This window comes from Streptomyces sp. NPDC034103 (assembly GCF_055575395.1).
Genome location: NZ_JBVISS010000026.1, coordinates 1 through 18,715, shown reverse-complemented (window position 1 = coordinate 18,715; position 18,715 = coordinate 1). Strand labels below are relative to the sequence as shown.

11 protein-coding genes and 2 pseudogenes are annotated in these 18,715 nt (G+C 68.0%); 5 read left to right on the top strand and 8 right to left on the bottom strand.

Going from position 1 to position 18,715, the window contains the following annotated elements:
- Nucleotides 1–29 precede the first annotated feature (29 nt).
- Nucleotides 30–1,106, top strand: coding sequence for a DUF1996 domain-containing protein (locus tag ACZ56U_RS38425; protein WP_469088581.1), 1,077 nt, complete (start codon nt 30–32; stop codon nt 1,104–1,106).
- A gap of 218 nt (nt 1,107–1,324) precedes the next feature.
- Complete coding sequence (locus tag ACZ56U_RS38420) at nt 1,325–2,680, top strand: GH1 family beta-glucosidase (protein WP_469088580.1); 1,356 nt, start codon at nt 1,325–1,327, stop codon at nt 2,678–2,680.
- Between the two features lie 97 nt (nt 2,681–2,777).
- Here the strand turns inward: ACZ56U_RS38420 and ACZ56U_RS38415 are convergent, their stop codons facing one another.
- The 3 genes from ACZ56U_RS38415 to ACZ56U_RS38405 form a co-directional block, all read right to left on the bottom strand.
- Nucleotides 2,778–3,797 carry a LacI family DNA-binding transcriptional regulator gene (locus tag ACZ56U_RS38415; RefSeq protein WP_469088579.1) on the bottom strand — a complete coding sequence of 340 codons (1,020 nt, stop codon included), beginning with the start codon at nt 3,795–3,797 and terminating at the stop codon, nt 2,778–2,780.
- 1,064 nt (nt 3,798–4,861) lie between these two features.
- The gene (locus ACZ56U_RS38410) at nt 4,862–5,455 is read right to left on the bottom strand and encodes a hypothetical protein (RefSeq protein WP_469088578.1); all 594 of its coding nucleotides are present in this window, start codon (nt 5,453–5,455) and stop codon (nt 4,862–4,864) included.
- Between the two features lie 1,726 nt (nt 5,456–7,181).
- Nucleotides 7,182–7,511: a hypothetical protein gene (locus ACZ56U_RS38405; RefSeq protein WP_469088577.1), complete on the bottom strand. Its 330-nt coding sequence runs from the start codon at nt 7,509–7,511 to the stop codon at nt 7,182–7,184.
- 233 nt (nt 7,512–7,744) lie between these two features.
- Here ACZ56U_RS38405 and ACZ56U_RS38400 point away from each other — a divergent pair.
- Nucleotides 7,745–8,059 (top strand): annotated as a pseudogene (locus ACZ56U_RS38400) (IS5/IS1182 family transposase); the annotation flags it as partial.
- A 782-nt stretch (nt 8,060–8,841) separates the two neighbouring features.
- Here ACZ56U_RS38400 and ACZ56U_RS38395 read toward each other — a convergent pair.
- Nucleotides 8,842–12,252, bottom strand: coding sequence for an RHS repeat-associated core domain-containing protein (locus ACZ56U_RS38395; RefSeq protein WP_469088576.1), 3,411 nt, complete (start codon nt 12,250–12,252; stop codon nt 8,842–8,844).
- A 513-nt stretch (nt 12,253–12,765) separates the two neighbouring features.
- Here ACZ56U_RS38395 and ACZ56U_RS38390 point away from each other — a divergent pair.
- On the top strand, nt 12,766–13,086 hold the full coding sequence (locus ACZ56U_RS38390) for a hypothetical protein (RefSeq protein ID WP_469088575.1): 321 nt from the start codon (nt 12,766–12,768) through the stop codon (nt 13,084–13,086).
- Between the two features lie 83 nt (nt 13,087–13,169).
- Here ACZ56U_RS38390 and ACZ56U_RS38385 read toward each other — a convergent pair whose 3' ends face one another.
- The 4 genes from ACZ56U_RS38385 to ACZ56U_RS38370 form a co-directional block, all read right to left on the bottom strand.
- Nucleotides 13,170–13,874: a hypothetical protein gene (locus ACZ56U_RS38385; protein ID WP_469088574.1), complete on the bottom strand. Its 705-nt coding sequence runs from the start codon at nt 13,872–13,874 to the stop codon at nt 13,170–13,172.
- Nucleotides 13,875–14,246: 372 nt separating this feature from the next.
- Nucleotides 14,247–14,603: a hypothetical protein gene (locus ACZ56U_RS38380; RefSeq protein WP_469088573.1), complete on the bottom strand. Its 357-nt coding sequence runs from the start codon at nt 14,601–14,603 to the stop codon at nt 14,247–14,249.
- A gap of 55 nt (nt 14,604–14,658) precedes the next feature.
- Nucleotides 14,659–16,290 carry a hypothetical protein gene (locus ACZ56U_RS38375; protein WP_469088572.1) on the bottom strand — a complete coding sequence of 544 codons (1,632 nt, stop codon included), beginning with the start codon at nt 16,288–16,290 and terminating at the stop codon, nt 14,659–14,661.
- A gap of 255 nt (nt 16,291–16,545) precedes the next feature.
- Nucleotides 16,546–16,755 carry a DUF6207 family protein gene (locus ACZ56U_RS38370; RefSeq protein ID WP_469088571.1) on the bottom strand — a complete coding sequence of 70 codons (210 nt, stop codon included), beginning with the start codon at nt 16,753–16,755 and terminating at the stop codon, nt 16,546–16,548.
- A gap of 710 nt (nt 16,756–17,465) precedes the next feature.
- Between ACZ56U_RS38370 and ACZ56U_RS38365 the strand changes: the two are divergent.
- A pseudogene (locus ACZ56U_RS38365) lies at nt 17,466–17,627 on the top strand (IS5/IS1182 family transposase); the annotation flags it as partial.
- Nucleotides 17,628–18,715: the final 1,088 nt, after the last annotated feature.

The window sequence follows — 18,715 nt, the reverse complement described above, 5'->3', positions numbered from 1 at the left end:
CCTCCCCACCCAAGGGCTGGAGGCCCTCCATGAGATGGCGTTCAAAACGACTCCCCACACTCCTTGTCGGCGGCTCTCTCCTCTCCGTGATCCTCGGCCTGGGCACGGTCGCCACCGCGGCCGATCCGGGCAGTAGCGCCTCGGCCGGCACTCACACCGGGCACACCATGGCGGTGTCCAACCAGGCGTCCGCCGACGACCCCGACGGCGACGGATACATACCGGCCGTGCCCCAGGTCACCGGAGTGACCCCGTCCACGGCCACACCTCCGCCGCGCTACCACAAGGAGTTCCAGGCCAACTGCTCCGTCACGCACACCGCGCCGGACGACCCGATCGTGTACCCGGGGCAGCCGGGCAAGTCCCACGACCACACCTTCATGGGCAACACGACGACCAACGCCGGCAGCACGACATCGAGCCTCTACGGGGGCAACACCACCTGCCTCGCACCGGCCGACGCCTCCGCGTACTGGATGCCGTCCCTGTACAAGGGGGACAAGAAGATCCTCCCCGTCGGCCCGCAGGTCATCTACTACAAGGCCGGTGTCACCGACTACACCAGCGTGCGGCCCTTCCCCACGGGACTGCGGTTCGTCGTCGGCGACCCCATGCAGAGCGCCCAGGAGTTCCGCAGCCACAAGGGGTTCGTCGAGGGCTGGGAATGCGGTGACAGTTTCTTCAACGTCGACTTCCCGGCGAGCTGCCCGAGTCGGCCCGACGTCCAGCTCAACATCCGCTTCCAGGCGCCGAGTTGCTGGGACGGCAAGTACCTCGACACCCCCGACCACAAGAGCCACATGGCGTACACGGTCGTCAAACCCGGCACCAACGACAACATGTGCCCGGCCTCCCACCCGGTCGCCCTGCCGATGATCGAGTTCAAGATGGCTTTCCCGGTCAACGGCGACATGAGCGACGTCCGCCTGGCCAGTGGACGCGGCTACTCCTTCCACTACGACTTCTTCAACGCCTGGGAGGAGCGGACCCTCAAGGCGCTGGTCGACCACTGCATCGTGGGCGGCCTCCAGTGCGACACGCGCGGCTACGACCAGAACCACCCGGAGCGCGGCGCGGTGTTGAACGCGGACCACCGGCTGCCCTGACCTGCCGGTTCCCAGGGGCCCGGCCACCCGCTCAGCACGGGTGTCGCCGGGCCCCTTCCGGCTGCCCAAGACCCTCACCTCGCCGGCGGACGGAGGGACTTGACGGAAAGAGCGCGTTCGTCGGACTGTTGGGAGAGCGCTCTCCGATGCGGTGGAGGGGCAGCCGCCGCGGTCTCGACATCGCCCTGCTTCGCCCGACCACCCGAGAGAGGCCCTCTGTGTCCGACTCGCTTGACCTCGCCGCCTTCCCCGCCGACTTCACCTGGGGCACGGCCACCTCCGCCTACCAGATCGAGGGCGCCGTCGCCGAGGACGGCCGGGCACCGTCGATCTGGGACACCTTCTCCCACTCCCCCGGCAAGGTCGACAACGACGACCACGGCGACGTGGCATGCGACCACTACCACCGGTGGCCCGAGGACATCGCCCTGATGAAGCGACTCGGCACCGACGCCTACCGCCTGTCCATCGCCTGGCCCCGCGTCATACGCGGCGGCGACGGACCGGTCAACGCGGCCGGCCTCGACTTCTACGACCGGCTCGTCGACGGTCTCCTCGACGCGGGCATCACACCCAACGTCACCCTCTACCACTGGGACCTTCCACAGGCGCTCCAGGACCGCGGCGGCTGGACCGTGCGCGAGACCGCGGAACACCTCGCCGACTACGCCTCCGTCGTCGCTGGCCGGCTCGGCGACCGCGTCACCCACTGGGCCACCCTGAACGAACCCCTGTGCTCCGGCTGGATCGGCCACCTGGAGGGCCGGATGGCACCCGGCCTCACCGACCTGACCGCCGCCGTGCACGCCTCCTACCACCTGCTGCTCTCCCACGGCCTCGCCACCCAGGCGATCCGCGCGGCGGCACCGGGCGCACAGATCGGCCTCGTCACCAACCACTCCACCGTCGAGGCCGCCTCGACCCGCCCGGAGGACATCGCGGCGGCCACCCGCATGGACGGCCACACCAACCGCTGGTGGCTCGACCCGGTCTACGGCCGCGGCTTCCCCACCGACATGCGCGAGCTGTACGGAGTGGACCTCCCGGAGCGCCCCGGTGACCTGGAGACCATCGCCGTGCCGCTCGACTGGCACGGCCTCAACTACTACTTCCCGGCCACCGTCACCGACGACCCCGATGGCCCCGTCCCGCACGCCCGCGAGGTCCGGCTGCCCGACGTACCGCGCACCGTCATGGACTGGCAGATCGACGCCGGCGGCCTGGAGGCCCTGCTGCTGCGTCTGACCGACGACTACGGGGTGCGCAAGCTGTACGTCACCGAGAACGGCTCCGCGTTCTCGGACACGGTCGGCCCCGACGGCGAGGTCCACGACCCCGACCGGGCCCGCTACCTGGAACAGCACGTGAACGCCTGCGCCCGGGCGGTCCGCAAGGGCACACCCCTGGCCGGCTACTACGCCTGGTCCCTGCTCGACAACTTCGAGTGGGCCTACGGCTACGACAAGCGCTTCGGCCTCGTCCACGTCGACTACGCGACCCAGACCCGGACCGTCAAGACCAGCGGCCTGCGCTACGCGGAGATCATCCGCGCCCACCGGGAGTCCCTCACCTGACCGCACCGACCGGGCATGGCCCTGCCGCCGGCTGCCGCGAAGGCACACCCGTCGGCAGGGCCACGCCCGATCTGCGCCCGGCGGAACGCGTGCCGGGTCAGGCGGACTCGCGTACGACCAGTTCGGGTGCGAAGACGAGGCTACGGGGTTCGGTACAGGCGCCCTGGACCTGCTCGTCCAGCATCCTGGCCATGGCCGCCGCCATGTCCTCCACCGGCTGGCGCACCGTGGTCAGCGGCGGCCGGCACGTCACGGCGATGCTCGAGTCGTCGAACCCGACGACGGCGACGTCCTGCGGTATGCGCCTGCCCAGTTCTCGCAGAACCTGGCAGGCGCCCTGGGCCATCAGGTCATTGGCCGCGAACACGCCGTCTACCGCAGGGTGATCCCGCAGCAGCGTGGCCATGGCCGCCGCCCCGCTGTCCAGCGTGAAGACGCCCTCGGCCACCGGAGGACTGTCATGCCCAGCGTCCGCCAGGGCATCGCGAAATCCGGCAAGGCGCTCCCGCCCGGCCCTGAGAGCCAGCGGAGCGCTGATCGCCGCAATACGGCGGCAGCCCCGAGCCAGGAGGTGTTCTCCGGCCAGGCGTCCGCCCGCGTAGTGGTCCAGGTCGACGCAACTGACCGGCGCCGACCGGGCAGGACCTGCGAACAGCACCGTGGGAACACGGGCATCCAGGAGCATGTCCGGCAGCGGGTCGTCCGATTGCACCGACACCACCAGCGCACCGTCCGCACTGCCCTGCCGCACGTAGTCGACCACCTGCTCCTTGGCCACCTGCGACTCGGCGAACAACAGCACCGGCTGCATCGCGCGCGCCCGGAGATACCCCACGACGCCGTTGACGACACGGCCGAAGAACGGGTCGGCGAACACGCGGCTGGCGAAGGCGTCGCCCGCACCGGAGACGATGAGAGCCACGGCCCCGGTGCGCCGGGTGACCAACGCCCTCGCGGCCCGGTTCGGCGTGTAGCCCGTCCGCTCGATCGCACTGCGGACCAGCTCCTGAATGCTGGGATCGACGTTGCGCACGCCGTTCACGACCCGCGACACAGTGGCGCGGGAGACCCCCGCCTCCCGCGCGACATCCTCCAGCGTCGGAGCCTGCCTGTTCATACGGGCACTCTAATGCCGGGCCCTCCCGCGGGCACAGGGCGGCCGGAGGTCCCCGGTCCACCCCCGGTTCTTCACCGCCCGGCGTGATACAGCCATCCAGACCCCCAAGCCGGGGCGAGCATCCCCCAGAGGATCTGCATCGGCCGTCCGGGGCCAGGGTGCCGTCCCACGGTGCTGGGGATGGAACACGTCGACCATGCCCTCACCGTCCCCCGCCAGGTCCTCCCCCAGCCGATGCGCGCCGTGCCGGTCAGCGACCCGGCGCTGCCCGCGGTCCACGCGACGCAGCCCAAATGGCACTGCCACCGGGCGCTGGCCGACCGGTGGGCCGACGGCCACGTCGCCGTGCGCAGCCGTAACGGAAACGACCTGACAGCCGCGTTCCCGACGATCGAGGAAGAGGGGCGGCAGCTGCTCGACGACACGGCTGTCGACTGCGTTATGTGTCCCGTACACAGTACGGGTCTTTCAGCCTCAGCGTGTCTCAGACAGTGGGCTTCCTCCGACGTCCTGCCGCAGCGGGTCCACGCCGAACTGGCGTGTCAAGGAGCCTTCCAGCGGCAGCAATCGGGTACTGCTGACGCTCCCTGGACTCGCCCGTCTGATCGGGGCTGTGGCGGGGCAGCGGCCTCGTTGCACCGGTGGCGCTCCGCTGCCACGCACGGCAGCATTGGCAGTCCCTGCACGCGCGCACTGCTACAACAGGAGCTGTGCCTGAGCCCAACGAACCTGCCAGAGCAGGCCACAAGAGCGTGGCCCGGCGTTTGTGCCGGCGCTTGGAGAGGGCATTCGAGAGCTAACGGCGTTTCACCGCCGGGGGTGACATGGACGCAGCGCTAGCGGGGTTGATCGGTAGAAACGCTGCGAGATGCGGTCATGCGCTCAGTCTGCCCTTGCCCACTGACACCACCTGAAGCGCTAGGCCACCTAGATGAATATCCGAGCCTACCGACACGAAGCACACCGGGTCGACGGGCTTCGCGGAGCTGCAGACGGCCGGGCTGAACGGCACGTACTTGACTGACCTTCTCTGCACCAACGGCACGAGTCGACTGCGCTCCTTCTTATGTGGCGAACGGGGCCGGGGGACGCTGGATCTCCAGGACAACTGCCGTGCCTGCCACCGATTGGTCCTCGTGCATGGTGATCACTTGTCCGGGCTGAAGGTGCTGCCACTGCGCGGGGTCCAGGGGCGCGAGTCGTACCGAGGCATGTTCCCCGGGCTCCAGGAGAGGCATGAACTCCACCCAGAGCCGGGCAATGTTGAGAACCGGTTCGCCGGTCGCGGTCCGGTGGCCGATGTCCCACATCGGTCGCAGGACGCCAGCGCCAGAGATGGGCGTCTGTCGTCGCGCTTCGGTGGCCGGGCGGAGGGTGAGGTCGGCTCGGAGAATCCCGTGGCGGGTCTCGAAGGCGCGCCAGTGGCACCAGGCCGCGCTCTTCTCCAGCCGCATCTGCTCGGCAGCGGTGGCTAGGGTTTCCCAGAAGCTGAGCGGAAGCGGGCGGACGTCGCCGAGTTCTTCCAGCAGATCGAGGGCCACTTCCCACTCGTCGTGAGCGAGGTACTCCCAGACGTCGCTCACCGTGATGTCGTTCTCAGTGGCGATCTTCTCAGGAACCAGCAGGGAAGCGGTTTCCAGGAGCTTGGGGACGTCCATGCCCTGATTCTGGACCACGGTCTCCTGACGGCAGGAGGTGCCCGATGACCTCCATCGAGCAGCTCGCCGGCGACCCTGGCGACCTTCGGGGCGGTGTGGGCGGTTCTCTCCGTCGGTCACAACCTCGTGGACCACGTGATCGGGCAGACTGACCAGCAGGCCGAGGAGAAGGCGGCGCCGTCGGCGGCCGAGGTCGCCGACGGCGTGAGCCCGCAGCGGGGCTGGGGCGCGTGCCGGGGACACGTAGCCCAGTACCACCTGGTAATGGCCGTGACGCTGGCACTGGTCTCGGCCGTTATTCCGCTCCAGATGTCCTGGACCGTCTTGGCCGCAGGGTTCGCTCTGTCCGCAGTGACGCACACGTTCTTCGATCGCCGATGGCCGGTGCGCTGGTTGGTTGGAGCACATCAGGCCGAAGGGCTTCGCGGAGCGGAAGGCAGCGGGGATGAACGGCATGTATTCAACCGATCAGGCCCTGCAACAGCCAGCGCTTCTGACCTTCGCTCTCCTGATCACCCTCCTGTGAGCTGGGGATTCCGGTGAGAACCTGCGGGAAGTCCGAGCGGGACCGGACCGGTTCACGCAAGCGGCAGGCCTGTGGCGGTGGCTGGCTGGCTCCTGGCTTCGAGGAAGGCCGCGGCCCGTACCTCCGCCACGACGGCGAGCGCAGTGGCGGCCGCCAGATACAGTGCTCGGCTTCCGGCAGCGCCCGCGAGCTTCTTGTACCGGCTCTGCTCCCCAACCACGTACATAGCTGAACCCGTCGATGAACAGCAGGTCTCCCAGAACCGCGTCCACGGTTGTCGACCAGGGATAGGCGATCAGCTGGCGGCCGTCGGCGTTGAGCGTGATCTGCCCGGCGTCCAACCGCGCATGGCCGCCTACTTCTGGGGCACGCCGCCGGCATCAACACCCAAGTCCGTGCGAGCCAGGAAAACGTCGGGGCCCTGATCGGCAAGCCCGGAAGATTTTGGTAGATAAAGAACAAGCTCAGAATCGGCGTTCACCCGGATCACACTCACGAGTTGGCAAGTAGAGATAGTGTTGTCTGCTCCGGTTGGCACGTGGTGGCCTAAGGAGCAACGACAGTTCGCACTGGCCGTCACCCGTGCATGGCCCCCTGGCACGACCACGCTGAACTAACAAAAGGGCCGGGTTAGCTCGATCGCCAACCCGGCTCACGGCTCCATGTGTCGGCATGGCCTAGCTGATACCAGCCCGCTTCCTCGCCCAACTGAAGAAAGCATCCTTCGAATCGAAGGTCGCGTTCCGATCGATCGTGCTCCCGTTGGTATCATTCACGGTCGCGCCAGTCATCTTGCCGCCACTGACCTGTCCCGTTGCCTTGTAATGACTCCGCGGTTCGATCCAGCCTTCAAGTGCCATCTTTGGTTTCCATCCTCTGGTTCGAGCGTTGCGATTCGTACCTATTCGGCCGGCACGGGTGGGACTGGCGGGACTAGCCTCGGCGTTTCGGCTTGACCCTGCCGAAGAATGGGACGGGGTGATCCCCGGTCGCCGGTTCGATGATCTGTCAACCTCGTGCACCACCCGGGTTTACCCCAATTACCCTTACCTGCTGATCTGACTGTAGTTCAGGGGTGGGAGGCGGTTGTGGCATCGCGGTTCGGTTTGGTCGATGCCCCAGGTCGGTGTGGATCCCGAGCGCGCCGAGCTGATCAGTTGGATATTCGTGGCCTTCGAGAACGGTCTGTGGCGTCCCTGGCTACTGACCTGAGAGCTTGAACTGCAACTCGTGGATCTCCGGATAGATTTCTTCGGTCACTCGGTTGATCGCCCGTAGTGCGAGAGTGCTCCGTTGAACCTGTCGAACCTGCTCAATCCACTCCTGCTCTTGTTCCTGTCGGCTCTTTCCCTTTACTCCCCCAAAAAGTCCTTTCTTCGCCTCGGGGATGGGGAGCATTCGCGCAACACTAGAAGCAATACGCTGTTCGTCGTCGTGCTCGCCCCGTTCTGCAGCCTCCGCAAATTCTCTCAGGGTCGCAGCCTCGGCAGTCAGTTCTGCAATCCTTGCGCGCATTTCATCTGGACTCATAGATGGTGCCCTCCGAACCGTCGCCGTAGCTGTTCATTTGGCTAGTGCACAAGTGCTGTAAAGGATCAAGCTGATGTACCGTCAGCGACAGAATTCCAACATACCAGCCACCCAGGCAGAGAGGGATCCCTTTCCAACTTTCAGCAGCAGCAAGACGTTTGGGCTGACAACGTGGTGAAGCCCCTGGTAGATGGGCTTTCGACCAAGAGAACCGTCTCCACCAGAGGCTTCGCATGCTTGCCTACCCGTCGGACGTCGACGTGTCCAGCTCTACCCTGCGTTTCCTGTCCGCCCGTCTGCCGCAGCACCGTCGCGCGATCGGCTCCCGCTGGAGGCGTCTGAACCCCGTCCGCCAGGCCCTGCTCGCACTTGCCCAGCTCGCGGCCGGATTCGGTATCGGAACCACGACCGCCGACCGGTATGCCACCGAGGCTGTCGAACTCCTGGCAACTCTCGCGCCCACCCTGACCGAAGCGATCCGGGTCCCATCGACGGAGGCATTCGTGATCCTCGACGGCACACTCCTGCCGATCAACCGCATCGTGTCGACGCCGTTGGTCGTCGTGGAGGCGAGGCCGAGCGCGGTGTGGTGGAACCACGTCGAACACGAAAGGAGGTCACGCTCAACGAGGCAAATGGTGTTCTGGGACAGGCCGGTGCAGTCCTACGCTCCTTGCGCCCGGCACATCGGATCGGACGATGGCCGGCACGGGGCTCGCCTGAGAGCCGTGCCCACTCATCATGACGCAGCGTGCCGCCCGGAGGCGGCCGACACCAGCGCGGCCGCCTCCCAACGGAGTACTACCGAGCCAGGGTGACCCGGAGCTATCCGGCTGGGCGCGTCGTCATCGGAGTCCAAGGTCACGAGCTCGGCCGGCTGCCGGACGTCGGCAGTAGGGCGATGGCCTGCGTGCCCGCCGAAAGACAGGCCGACCCAGTCGAGCAGGTCAGGATGTGACAGGTGCACAGATGATGGCCACAGCCAGCCCGCAAAAGTTGCGTACGGTTGCGAACCTGTCAGCCTTCCCCGATTCTGCGCAGATCCGCAGATCAACGCTTTCGTTTGATGAGTTCGTGGTCAGTCACCATGGCCAGTGCGGCGTTTGAGCCACCACACAGCGACGTAGCCCTCCAAGGCGAGACCGCGGGGGAGAGTGTTGATCCACGCTCTCCCCCGCAGTGACCGATTGGGACTGCTGCGTCAGCGTTTGCGGTTCTTCGCCTTCACCACCAGCAGTACCGCCGCGATGAACACGATGCCCAAGATGACGCTGATCACCGCGCTGCCGCTGCTCGCCCCGCCCGCCGCAAAGGTCATAGTGCTGACTCCTTAGCTCGTGATCAGTTTGTTGGCCCCATATCCGAGGAGCGCGTATCCAGCGTCCACACCTGTGGCGGCTCGGCCGGCGACCGCGCTCCCCTTCGACAGGGCCTTGGCGCCGCCTCCGACACCGAGTGTGAAGGCGCTGACTACGGCCACCCCAGCGATCTCGGAACCGGACGCCCCGCTGACGGCCGCACCGGCGACGTCCGTACCGGCCGCCGCGAGGCCGAGACCGATTCCCAGCGGGCCGGAGGCCGCCAGTGCGCCGACCGTTAGGGCAATACCCGCCACTTCCAGGGCACCACCGAGGGAAAACAGACCCGAAGGGTCGCTGTTGCTCACCGGGTCGCCCCCTGCATAGAGGTAGGGATTCGGTTCCTGGCCGGAGGGGTCGGGTTGGGTGAAGCGGCCGATCTGGGGGTCGTAGTAGCGGTGGCCCATCTTGTACAGGCCGGTCGGGTCGAGGTAGGCGCCGCTGTAGCGGAACGGCTGGGGGATGGCCTCGGTGGTGGTGCCGCGGGGCAGGCCGGTGGGGCCGTACGCGTAGGTGTGCGTGCGCTTGCCCGCGTCGTCCACCAGGCCGAGGACGTTGCCGGTGGCGTCGGTGAGGTAGTAGTAGGACTTCCCCCCAGTCGTCATAAAATTCAGCGTGCCCGCAGGTTCGCGGATGAATCCGGTGTCGGCGCCGTTGGTCGTCGTGGACGCAAGTCCGAGCGCGGTGTGGTGGAACCACGTCGAACCCAGCTTCGTACGCTCGGAGTTATCGGTTCCGGCGTGCACGAGGTCGTGGTTCGTGCCGCCGTGCGTGATGGCGGACAGCTGGCTGTAATCCGTCCACGTCTCGTTGCTGCGGGCGGTGGCGGCGGTGCGTCCGCCGGCGGTCTCGTTGCCGGCCTTGTCGTAGGACCAGCCGGTGGTGGAGCCGTTCTGCGCGGTCAGCTGGCTGGCGTCGTTGTAGGTCCAGGTGGGGGTGGTGGGGCAGGTGGTGGCGGTGCCGTCCTGGGCGGTGAGGTTGCCGGCCTTGTCCCAGCAGTACAGCCAGGACGCCGTGCGGGCGCCGGCCGCGTCGGCCTCCAGTGCGTAGGACAGCCGTTCCTGGCTGTCGTAGGTGTAACTCGTCTTGCGTCCGGTGGCGTTGTCGGTGCGGGTGCGGATCTTGGTGGTGTCCTTGCCCGCGCTGGCGTAGCTGTAGGCGAGGTCGACCAGCGTCGTCGTGCCCGAGGTGGTCTTGATGGCTGAGGGGCGGCCGTTCTTGTCGAGGGTGAACGACTGGGTGGTACCGCCGGGATAGATGGTCGTGGTGCGCTTGTCGTTGTTGTCGTAGGTGAAGTCGGTCTTCTTGCCGGCCGGGTCGGTCAGGTAGTCCAGGCGGCCGGCCTTGTCCCAGGTGTAGTCCGTCTTGCCGGTCGGGTCGGTGTAGTGGTCGACGTCCCCGCCTGGCGTGTAGGCGAGGGCGGTCTGCGCGCCGTTCTGCAGGGTTCGTACGTGCTCGCGGTTGAGCTTGTCGTAGTCCCAGCCGGTGGTACCGGAAGCGTCCGTGCGGGACTTGAGGTTGCCGTCGCCGTCGTAGTCGAAGGTGACGGCCCCGTTCGTCGAGGACACCTTCTTCACCCGGTCGCGGGTGTCGTACACGTAGACGGTCTTGATGCCGCGGCCGTCGGTGGCCGTGTCGACGCGGCCGAGGTCGTCGTAGGTGTACGTGGTGGTGCCCAGCGGAGCGGGCGGGGTCACCTTGGACAGGTTGCCCTTGGCGTCGTAGGTGAAGGAGGTGGTCTTGCCGTTGCCGTCCTTGGCGGTGCAGCGCTGCCCCTCGAAGCCGCCGCAGGTGGGGGTGGCCTTGTTGTAGGTGTACGAGCGGGTGGCGCCGGCGGTGCCTGAGCTGGTCACCGACATGGTGTTGCCGTTGGTGTCGTACGTGAAGCTGTCCTTGCGCCCGTCCGCGCTGGTGAAGTCGTTGGGCAGGTCGGTGCCCGCGACGGACTGGTACGCGGTCACGGACGCCGTCGCCCCCATCGGGAGCTTGGCGGAGGTGGCGTTGTTGCGGGAGTCCCAGCCGTACGTCGTCACGTTGCCGCCGGTGCCGTCCGCGCCCGTGCCCATGGCGTCGGTGGCCGTCTGGGTCAGGTGGTTGGTGTACTTGGTGTGGCGCGAGTGCTGCAGCGGGTCGGTGACCTTGGTGACCTCGCCGTCCGCGTTGTACGTGTACACCGTGTCGTCGCCGTCCGGATCGGTCACCGTCGTCGTGCCCGCGGCCGCCGGGGCGGCGGAGTAGTCGAAGCGCCACGTCGGGCCGGTGTGACCGCTGCTCGTGGACTCCGTCGCGCGCAGCATCGAGGTGACGCGGTTGTGGTCGTCGTAGGTGAAGACCGTGACCGTGCCCTCCGGGGTGGTCACCTTTGTCACCCGGCCGTCCCCGTCGTACCCGTAAGCCGTGGCCTTGCCCGCCGTATCGGTCACCTTGGCCAGATAGCCGGAGGGGTCGAGGTCGAAGACGGCGGTGCGGCCGGTGTGGTCCTTGGCCTGCCACTGGTTCGGGTACGTCTTGACCAGGTCGATCCAGCGTCCGGAGCGGGTCTCTGTGAGCTTGAAGCCCTTGTGCTCGCCGGTCTCGTCGTGCTGGTCGACGGTGATCGTGCCTTTGTTCTTGTCGGTGACCTTGGTCAGGGTGCCGTTGGCGTCGTAGGTGTCGCGGCTGCCGGACTTGCGGTCGGTCAGGGTGTAGGTGCCGTCCGCGTTCTTGGTCAGGTCCTTGGAGTAGCCGGTGGGGGTGGTGTAGCCGCCGCCGGTCTTCGCGGTGAACCGCAGCAGGTCGCCGGTGGCGTCGAAGACGTCCACCTCGCCGTCGTTGACCTGGAGGTAGCGTTCGTAGCCCTGCCACCAGTGCTGGGAGACCTTGCCCCACGGGGCTTCCAACGAGTTGTAGGTGCGGGCGAGTTGGAGTTTGTGGCCGACGCCGGCGATGTCGAAGTCGGTGGCCGCCAGCATCAGGTTGCCGTTGGACAGGTTCACCCGCGCTACCAGCGCATCGTCGAGGCGGGTGTCGAGAATGCGGTGCCAGGGCACCTGCCCCTGCCCCTCCGGCAGGTACGGGGTGGCCACTGCGGCGTTGCGTGACGAGGCCGCGGTGCCGGTGGTGCGGGCCTTCTGCGCCGCCCGCCAAGCGGAGACCTCGGCCGGCACCCCGGCCTCCGCCTCGGAGGCCGGGGCCTTCGTCACGCCCGTCGGCGTCGCAGGCTTGTCGACCTTCGTCGGGCTGGTCCACGGGCTTTCCTGCCTGGGCAGTTCGGGTTCGGACGGGGCCGCCACAGCGGGTGCGGCGGCCACGACTAAAGCCGCGGTGGCGATGGCGGCGGTGAGGATGGTTCTGGATGATCTCCGGGCATGCCGAGAAGGCGTGCGCGCAGCACGTGACTGCATCAGCTTCCCCCCACAGGAAGTCAGAAACCGTGACCCCAGCGGTCACAGACGACGCACAAGCTGTCACAGGAGACACACAAAACGGCGCTATGTGCCCCCCGAACGCGTTCTGATACGGGCCGGAATCGGCCCTACCTCTTCAGAACGCCAGAACAGGGCAAGCGGGCACGAACCTGCGCCCAAAACCTGAGGAATACTCAGTTCCAGCCTTGGATGTGACAGGCGACTTGACTGAAAGCGCTTCCTTTCCCTGCTTTGAGCACTCCGACCTGCCTCTTTCCGCCGGATTCCAGACAAGTTCAGTCCGCTCGACTGCGACTTCGACCATAAGAGACGACACACTGTGTCCTGGTTCATGCGGAAACATCCCGAGAGGAAAGTTGTCTCGTAGGCCGCGCCCGCCCCAAGAACGCCCCTGTGCACGGCACTTCACCGAATGCACACTTACGGCGTCCGGTGAGCCCGACCGCATCCGCGGCAGCAGCCGCCGCTCGAGCAGAGGACTTTCCCGCGATGACCGATCCGGGCAGACCCACGCCCGCATGCCGCGCGCGCAGCCCACGCCGCACCACGCCCGGCCGGCTCACCCGCGCCGTCCAGTACACCGGCCGCCTGCTGTGCTGGAGCCTCGCCACCGCCATGGCGACCGCCGCCGCCGACCTCCTGCTCGACCCCCGCACCCCCTGGTGGCCCTACACCTGGCCCACCCCCTGGTTCCTGACCGGTGCGGCTGCCCTCGCCTGGGCGGCACTGCGAGCCTGCGAGAAGAACGCCGACGACCCGCCGGCCGACGACGAAGACCCACGCCGGGACGAGTGGGAACATGCCGCCTGAACCGGCGGTTCGGCTTTCGCCAACCCGAGCCTGATCCGGAACGCGATCGCCGGCGCCCGCCACAGCTCCCTGCGCGGCACTCTTTAGTCCAGGGAGACGGGCTCGCAGACGTGTGGTGGGCAGAAGCCCTCCAGCGCGGTGTCCAGCAGTTCCAGTTCGTCCGTGCCGCCGTTCGCCTGCGGGCCGTAGACGGCTATCGCGAACCTGTCGCCGCCGTCCACGACGAAGCGCGCGTCGTAGACGTGCCAGATGCCCACGTCGGGGGCGTCCTTGACGGAATTCGCGAGGTACTCCAGCCGCAGGCCGGTGAACCGGCCGTCGGTCAGGGGCTGGAGGTCGGGTTCCCGGAAGCCGGGTGCCTTCCCGACCCGGTCGGACAGGAACTCGTCGAAGGACGCCTGCGGGGTGGCCTCCTCCACCTGGTACACCTGGATCCGGTGCTCGCGGTCGGGGCTGTCGTAGGTGACGACCGCGATGCCGAACTGTGACGGCGCGGTCGTGCGCGACCACCCGACGGGGCGCCCGACGCGGAAACCCTCCTGGTCGTCGTACAGCTCGTACCCGGCGTCCAGCTCGGGCACCGAGGCGGACGCCCCCACGGTCGGCTCGGCCGATGTCGATGCCGATGCCGACTCCGACGCCGTGTACGGATCGCTCCGCTGCGAGACGGTGGCCACCGGCGACGAACTCGCCGCGGTCGACGGCTTGTCACCGCCCCCGACGACGGTCGTCAGCACCAGCGCCACGGCGACCCCGACAACGACGGCTCCACCGACGACGGACCACACGAGCCGGCGGTTGCCGCCGCCGGGGCCGGTCCCGGGACGAACGCGGGCTGCCCGACGATCGGCTCGTCCGGCGACCAGACGCCGTCGCCTCCGTCGTGGGCTCTCGGCCCCTGCCAAGTGCTCCCCTCACCGGTTCCGGGCCAGTCGGCCGAAGGAGGAGGCGGGGGCGCTGACGGGGACGGGGGCGGGGGCGATGCCTGCCACGGCCCGCTCGGCGAGGGCGGTGCATACCCCGGCCGGCTCGGCGGCGGTGCCGTCGGCGCCGCCGAGCCGCCCCCGCCGTCGGGCTCCTCCCAGCGCTGGGTCTCGTCGTTCCAGTACCGCGCCCCGCCCATCCCGTCCCCCTTCGCTCCGCGCCGGCAGCAGGCCGGCCTACATCCCCAGTAACCCGGCCACCGCCCCGGCCGACGCGACCAGACCCACCAACGCCTGCGAGTCGTCCAGGAGTTGACGCAGCCGCTCACGTCGCGTCGGCGCCGCCCGGCCGGTCGTGACGATCTCCTCCTCCGTCTCCGCGAGGGCCCTGTCGAGGGCGGCCGTGGCCTCGGACGCCCGCAACCTCGTGAGATCCGCGCGGAGTTCTCGTACGGCGATCAGGAGCTCCTCCGCGGCCTGGTCCCGCGGGACGGCCGCGCCCTGGTTCATCTCGGCGCGCGCGTGGTTGCCGACGGCGAACGCGCTGCCGTGCACCCCGCCGCTGATGTGGATGCCCGGTTCGTCCCTGGCCATCAATACCCGCCTCCTTCCGTGACGCGGCCCCGTGACACGACTCCCGTGCCGCCGCTCATGAGTTGAAGATCGCGGTGGCCCCGTCGCCCGCCGCGAGACTGCTGTTGTGTACGTCGCCCTCGTTGTAGATGCCGTAGTTGTGCACGACCCTCTGGACGAACTCGCCGGTCTCGTAACCGCATTCGGCCAGCGCGGTCGTCACTCCGTTCGCCACCCGGTCCTGGATGCTCCGGAGGTAGCGGGCGCGGTCCATCCCCTGGAAGAGCGACGAGTCCTCCGCCGAGCCCAGTTCCCGCACCGACAGCGCCGGACCATCGGGCAGCGCGCCCGCGTACCCGCCGGTCAGCAGCCGCCACACGGAGCCGAGCCAGTGGCCCAGGACGACGAGCGAGCGCACCGCGGACCCGGGCACCCGCACCAGGGCCCAGACGGCCTTGCCGAGCACGTTGTTGTGCCGGTGGTTGTGTGCCGTGCGGTCGGCGTCCTTGAAGTCCTCGCGGACCGGCAGCAGTACATGCGGGGCGATCTCCAGCATCAGCATCCGGCCCTGGGTGTGCACGCGCACGAACACCGTGACGACCAGCTCCTCCTCCCAGCCGCCGACGCGCACACGCAGGAAGTGCCGGCGGCGCTCGCCGCCCTCCTCGACCGCGCGGGCCCGGTGTTCTTCGAAGACCTGCGGGTGGTACGGCGCCTCCTCGCGCCGGCGCAGCCCCTCGACGGGCAGGAACACGCACTCGTCGATCTCCAGCCGACGCAGCCGGTCCCGGACCGGATACCCGGCGAACTCCGAGGGCAGCCGCAGCTGTTCGAGCAGCGGCCGGATCTTCTCCAGGATCGCCCGGTTGTTCAGGGGCAGTTGCTTCTTCTCCTTGTCGGGCTTCAGCTCGACGGCGATCACCCAGGTGTCGAAGGCGAGCCCGGCCCCGCAGAAGGGGCGCTGCTCGTGGTACATGACCAGCGGGGCGTGCTGCTCGATCCGGATGCGCTCCTTGAGGCGCTGGAACCGCGGCGACTCGTCCTGCTCGGCGGGGTCGCCAGCCGTGTCCGGGAAGCGCCGCGGGGACAGCTCGGCGTCCAGCGCGCGTGCGAACCGGCCGCGCTGCACGGCGATGCACAGGGCGATCAGCGCGAAGAGGACGAGCACGAGCCAGGCCCGCCAGACCTCGATACCTCCGGCCGCCGCGGCCAGGGCGCGAAACAGCCCGTCGACCCAGCCGTCCACGTCGCCGCTCGACGAGTCGTACGGATCGTTCTCCTTCCCGGCCCCGAACGCGGCGACGAGGGTGACGAGCAGGAACAACGCGAAAGTGAACCGGCCCGACCAGCGGAGCCAGAGAGCGGGCAGCCAGCGGTACAGCGGCGGCTGCGCGGCACGGCCCCGGATCCGGGAGGCGAGGGCGAGCATCAGGCTGGGCACGAGGAATATGAACAGCAGTCCGCCGGTCAGCGGCAGCCCGACCACCCACAAGCCCAGGATCAGCCCGGCCCACAGCAGCTCCTGGCGGCGGGCGCGCAGGGCGTGGGCGAGGACGCGGGCCGCGTCCAGGCCCAGCGAGGGCGCCACGATCCGCTGTTCGTTGAGATGCAGTTGCTCGATGACCTGGTCGCGGTACCGCGGATCCAGGTAGGTGCCCGCGCAGAGCAGCCTGGTCGCCTCGCTGGCGTGCGGTGGTGTGGTACTCACGCCGCGTCCCCCGATGCGTGCGAAACCTCGCATCAACAGTGTTGTTGACGAACCATCAGCATAGGGCGGCGGACCGTCCGGGGGGACCGGATCGACAACCATCGAATTCTTTGACTAAGCAAAGGAATGCTGGAGCCAGGGACCCCTTTTCAACTTGCCTTTGGGGTACGGCGGTTGGGCTGACGACGTGGTGAATCCCCTGGTAGATGGCACTGGGCGAGGGGTTAGCACTGGGCGCTGACAGAAGCCCCGCTGCTATGAGCCGACTGTCTGGGACAGGTCCAGGTAGCAGCGCAGCCGGACGCCGGGCTCCCCCGCATCCCGCGTCGTCCGCTCCGCTACCGCCGTCGCCCACCGTTCGACGAGCAGCCGCTGAAAGGTGACGGCGGTGGCGTCGTCGGCGGCCGCCACGTCGACGACCAGGAGGCCGGACTCACCCACGTGCGCCTCGTTATTGGGGTCCATGTACGGCCCTACGCCCGGCGTCTTGGGAGGGTTCCGCCCTTGCCATGTCATCACCCGGCCGAGTGGAGGGCGGCCCCCTTGAGTCCGATCTGGGACACCCAGGCCGCTGGTTAGGGTGCTGATCACTGCTGATTGTTGTGAAGCATGGCCGGCGCCCGCCTTACCCGGCCCGACTTCCGCGCCGAGGTGCCCCTGCTGGCCGCCTCCCTCACCGCCAGTTGGAATGCCCTGTTCCGAGGTGGCCGTCTGCGCGAATTGGGCTCGCCGCATTCACCGCGCCGACGCGGTCGGCAGTGCGGCCGAGCGTCCTCCGGAGGCGTCGGCCAGCGGGGAGGGGACCGGCGGCACGGGCGTGGGAGTTGGGCTGGTCTGCGCCTACCGTGTGTTCAGGGCCGCTTCATCGACTTGGTGAGGGCCGCCGATGGCGAGGCTGTCCAGTTCGTCTTCCGTCTCCAGGGCTGAGTCATCCCACGCGGGACACAGTGGCCCGTACTTATCGCCCTGGAAGTCAACCCACATACCGCGCCAAGCAGGGTGACGGTTCGTTACGGCATGCCCGCAGGCATCGCAGCTGACCGCCGGAATACCGTGCCGCCGCAGAATGGTCACGGCGTCCGCGTGGCCGGCGGCACGGGTGTCCATCCGGCCCACGGCGTCCTGGAGGGGCTCGAAGCGGCGGTCCTGCTCCCATAGCTCCTTCCACCGCTCCACGCCCGCTGCGCAAACGCGGCATCGCGCAGACCATCCCGGAGAAGACCGACCAGCAGCGACACCGCCACAACCGCGGCCGCCGCGGCGGGCGACCGCCAACGTTCGACCGGCAGATCTACCGCCAACGCAACGTCATCGAACGCTGCTTCAACCGACTCGAAAACGATGAGCACGCCGACCCTGGTGAGCCTGTCCTCGCGGACCAGGGAGGTAAATCGAAGGAACTCCGCGGCGCTCAGGCTCTTGGGGTAGGCCGCGGCGATGTCCTGCCGCAACTGGCCACGGAACTCGGCAAGAGCTTCGATACTCGGGGTGGTCGACGACGTGGTCTGGTCCATGTAGTCCACGGCGTCTTGTGGTTGCGCGGGGTCCGACGGAGCGGCCTCCTTCGGGAAATGCGCATCCAGAGCGGCTATCAAGCTTTCGAGGGAGGGATCCTCGTAATGCCGGGCGTGGACCGTCCCGAGTGAGAAGCGGTCGAGATCGAGGCCCGGAACCATCTCCACCACGAAGACCTTGCTGTCGTCGATGGCGTGCGCGGCTTCGACGATCTTCCTGGCCCATTTGAAGGCGACGGCATACACAGTGGCGCACAGAACGACCGGAACCCCGCCGCTGAGATGTCTGGTCGCAGTACCGATCAACGAATCGCCCACGCCCACGGCCTCGTTGTGCACGACGTCGAAGTCCGCATCCTTGAGCGGTGTCACCACTTTCAGGACGCAATCCCTGTCCCGCTGATCCGAGACGACGTAGACCGTACGTTTCATCGCAACGTCCCACAGAGGGCGTCTACGTGCCGCCCCAGCGATCTCCGTGCAGGGGCGGACGTCCGCTGGTTCTCCCGACGGCCCCCCCAACGGGGCGGAATCGCCTTGTCGTTCGGACAGAGCTCGTACCCGTGCGTTTGCGGTCCGGGTGGTGTTCGGGCCGCCGGAAAGCAATCTGACGCCCAGTAACGGATGAAGACGTTCGTGCATCGTTGCCTCCCCCCGGTCGGCACGTGGCCGCATCATACTTCCCAGCGGACGGCTCAGAGGTCATTTCCTCCCGTACTATCATCCCGTGATGCGCGTTTGATCCGCTTATGCCGGGTCGCGCCAGGAAATGGTGGCCTCGCCGAAGTCGTCGAGCGAGTCGAACGCCCGGTAGATGGAGGCGAATCGCAGATAAGCGACCAGGTCGAGCTCCTGCAACGGGCCGAGTATGGCCAGCCCCACGTCATGGGTGGTCAGCTCGGCGCTCCCGG

Bases quoted from the DNA above. Each gene is read 5' to 3' on its own strand.
- ACZ56U_RS38425 (WP_469088581.1), top strand. From the start codon at position 30: ATGAGATGGCGTTCAAAACGACTCCCCACACTCCTTGTCGGCGGCTCT.
- ACZ56U_RS38415 (WP_469088579.1), bottom strand. From the start codon at position 3,797: ATGAACAGGCAGGCTCCGACGCTGGAGGATGTCGCGCGGGAGGCGGGG.
- ACZ56U_RS38410 (WP_469088578.1), bottom strand. From the start codon at position 5,455: ATGGACGTCCCCAAGCTCCTGGAAACCGCTTCCCTGCTGGTTCCTGAG.
- ACZ56U_RS38405 (WP_469088577.1), bottom strand. From the start codon at position 7,511: ATGAGTCCAGATGAAATGCGCGCAAGGATTGCAGAACTGACTGCCGAG.
- ACZ56U_RS38395 (WP_469088576.1), bottom strand. From the start codon at position 12,252: ATGCAGTCACGTGCTGCGCGCACGCCTTCTCGGCATGCCCGGAGATCA.
- ACZ56U_RS38390 (WP_469088575.1), top strand. From the start codon at position 12,766: ATGACCGATCCGGGCAGACCCACGCCCGCATGCCGCGCGCGCAGCCCA.
- ACZ56U_RS38380 (WP_469088573.1), bottom strand. From the start codon at position 14,603: ATGGCCAGGGACGAACCGGGCATCCACATCAGCGGCGGGGTGCACGGC.
- ACZ56U_RS38370 (WP_469088571.1), bottom strand. From the start codon at position 16,755: ATGGACCCCAATAACGAGGCGCACGTGGGTGAGTCCGGCCTCCTGGTC.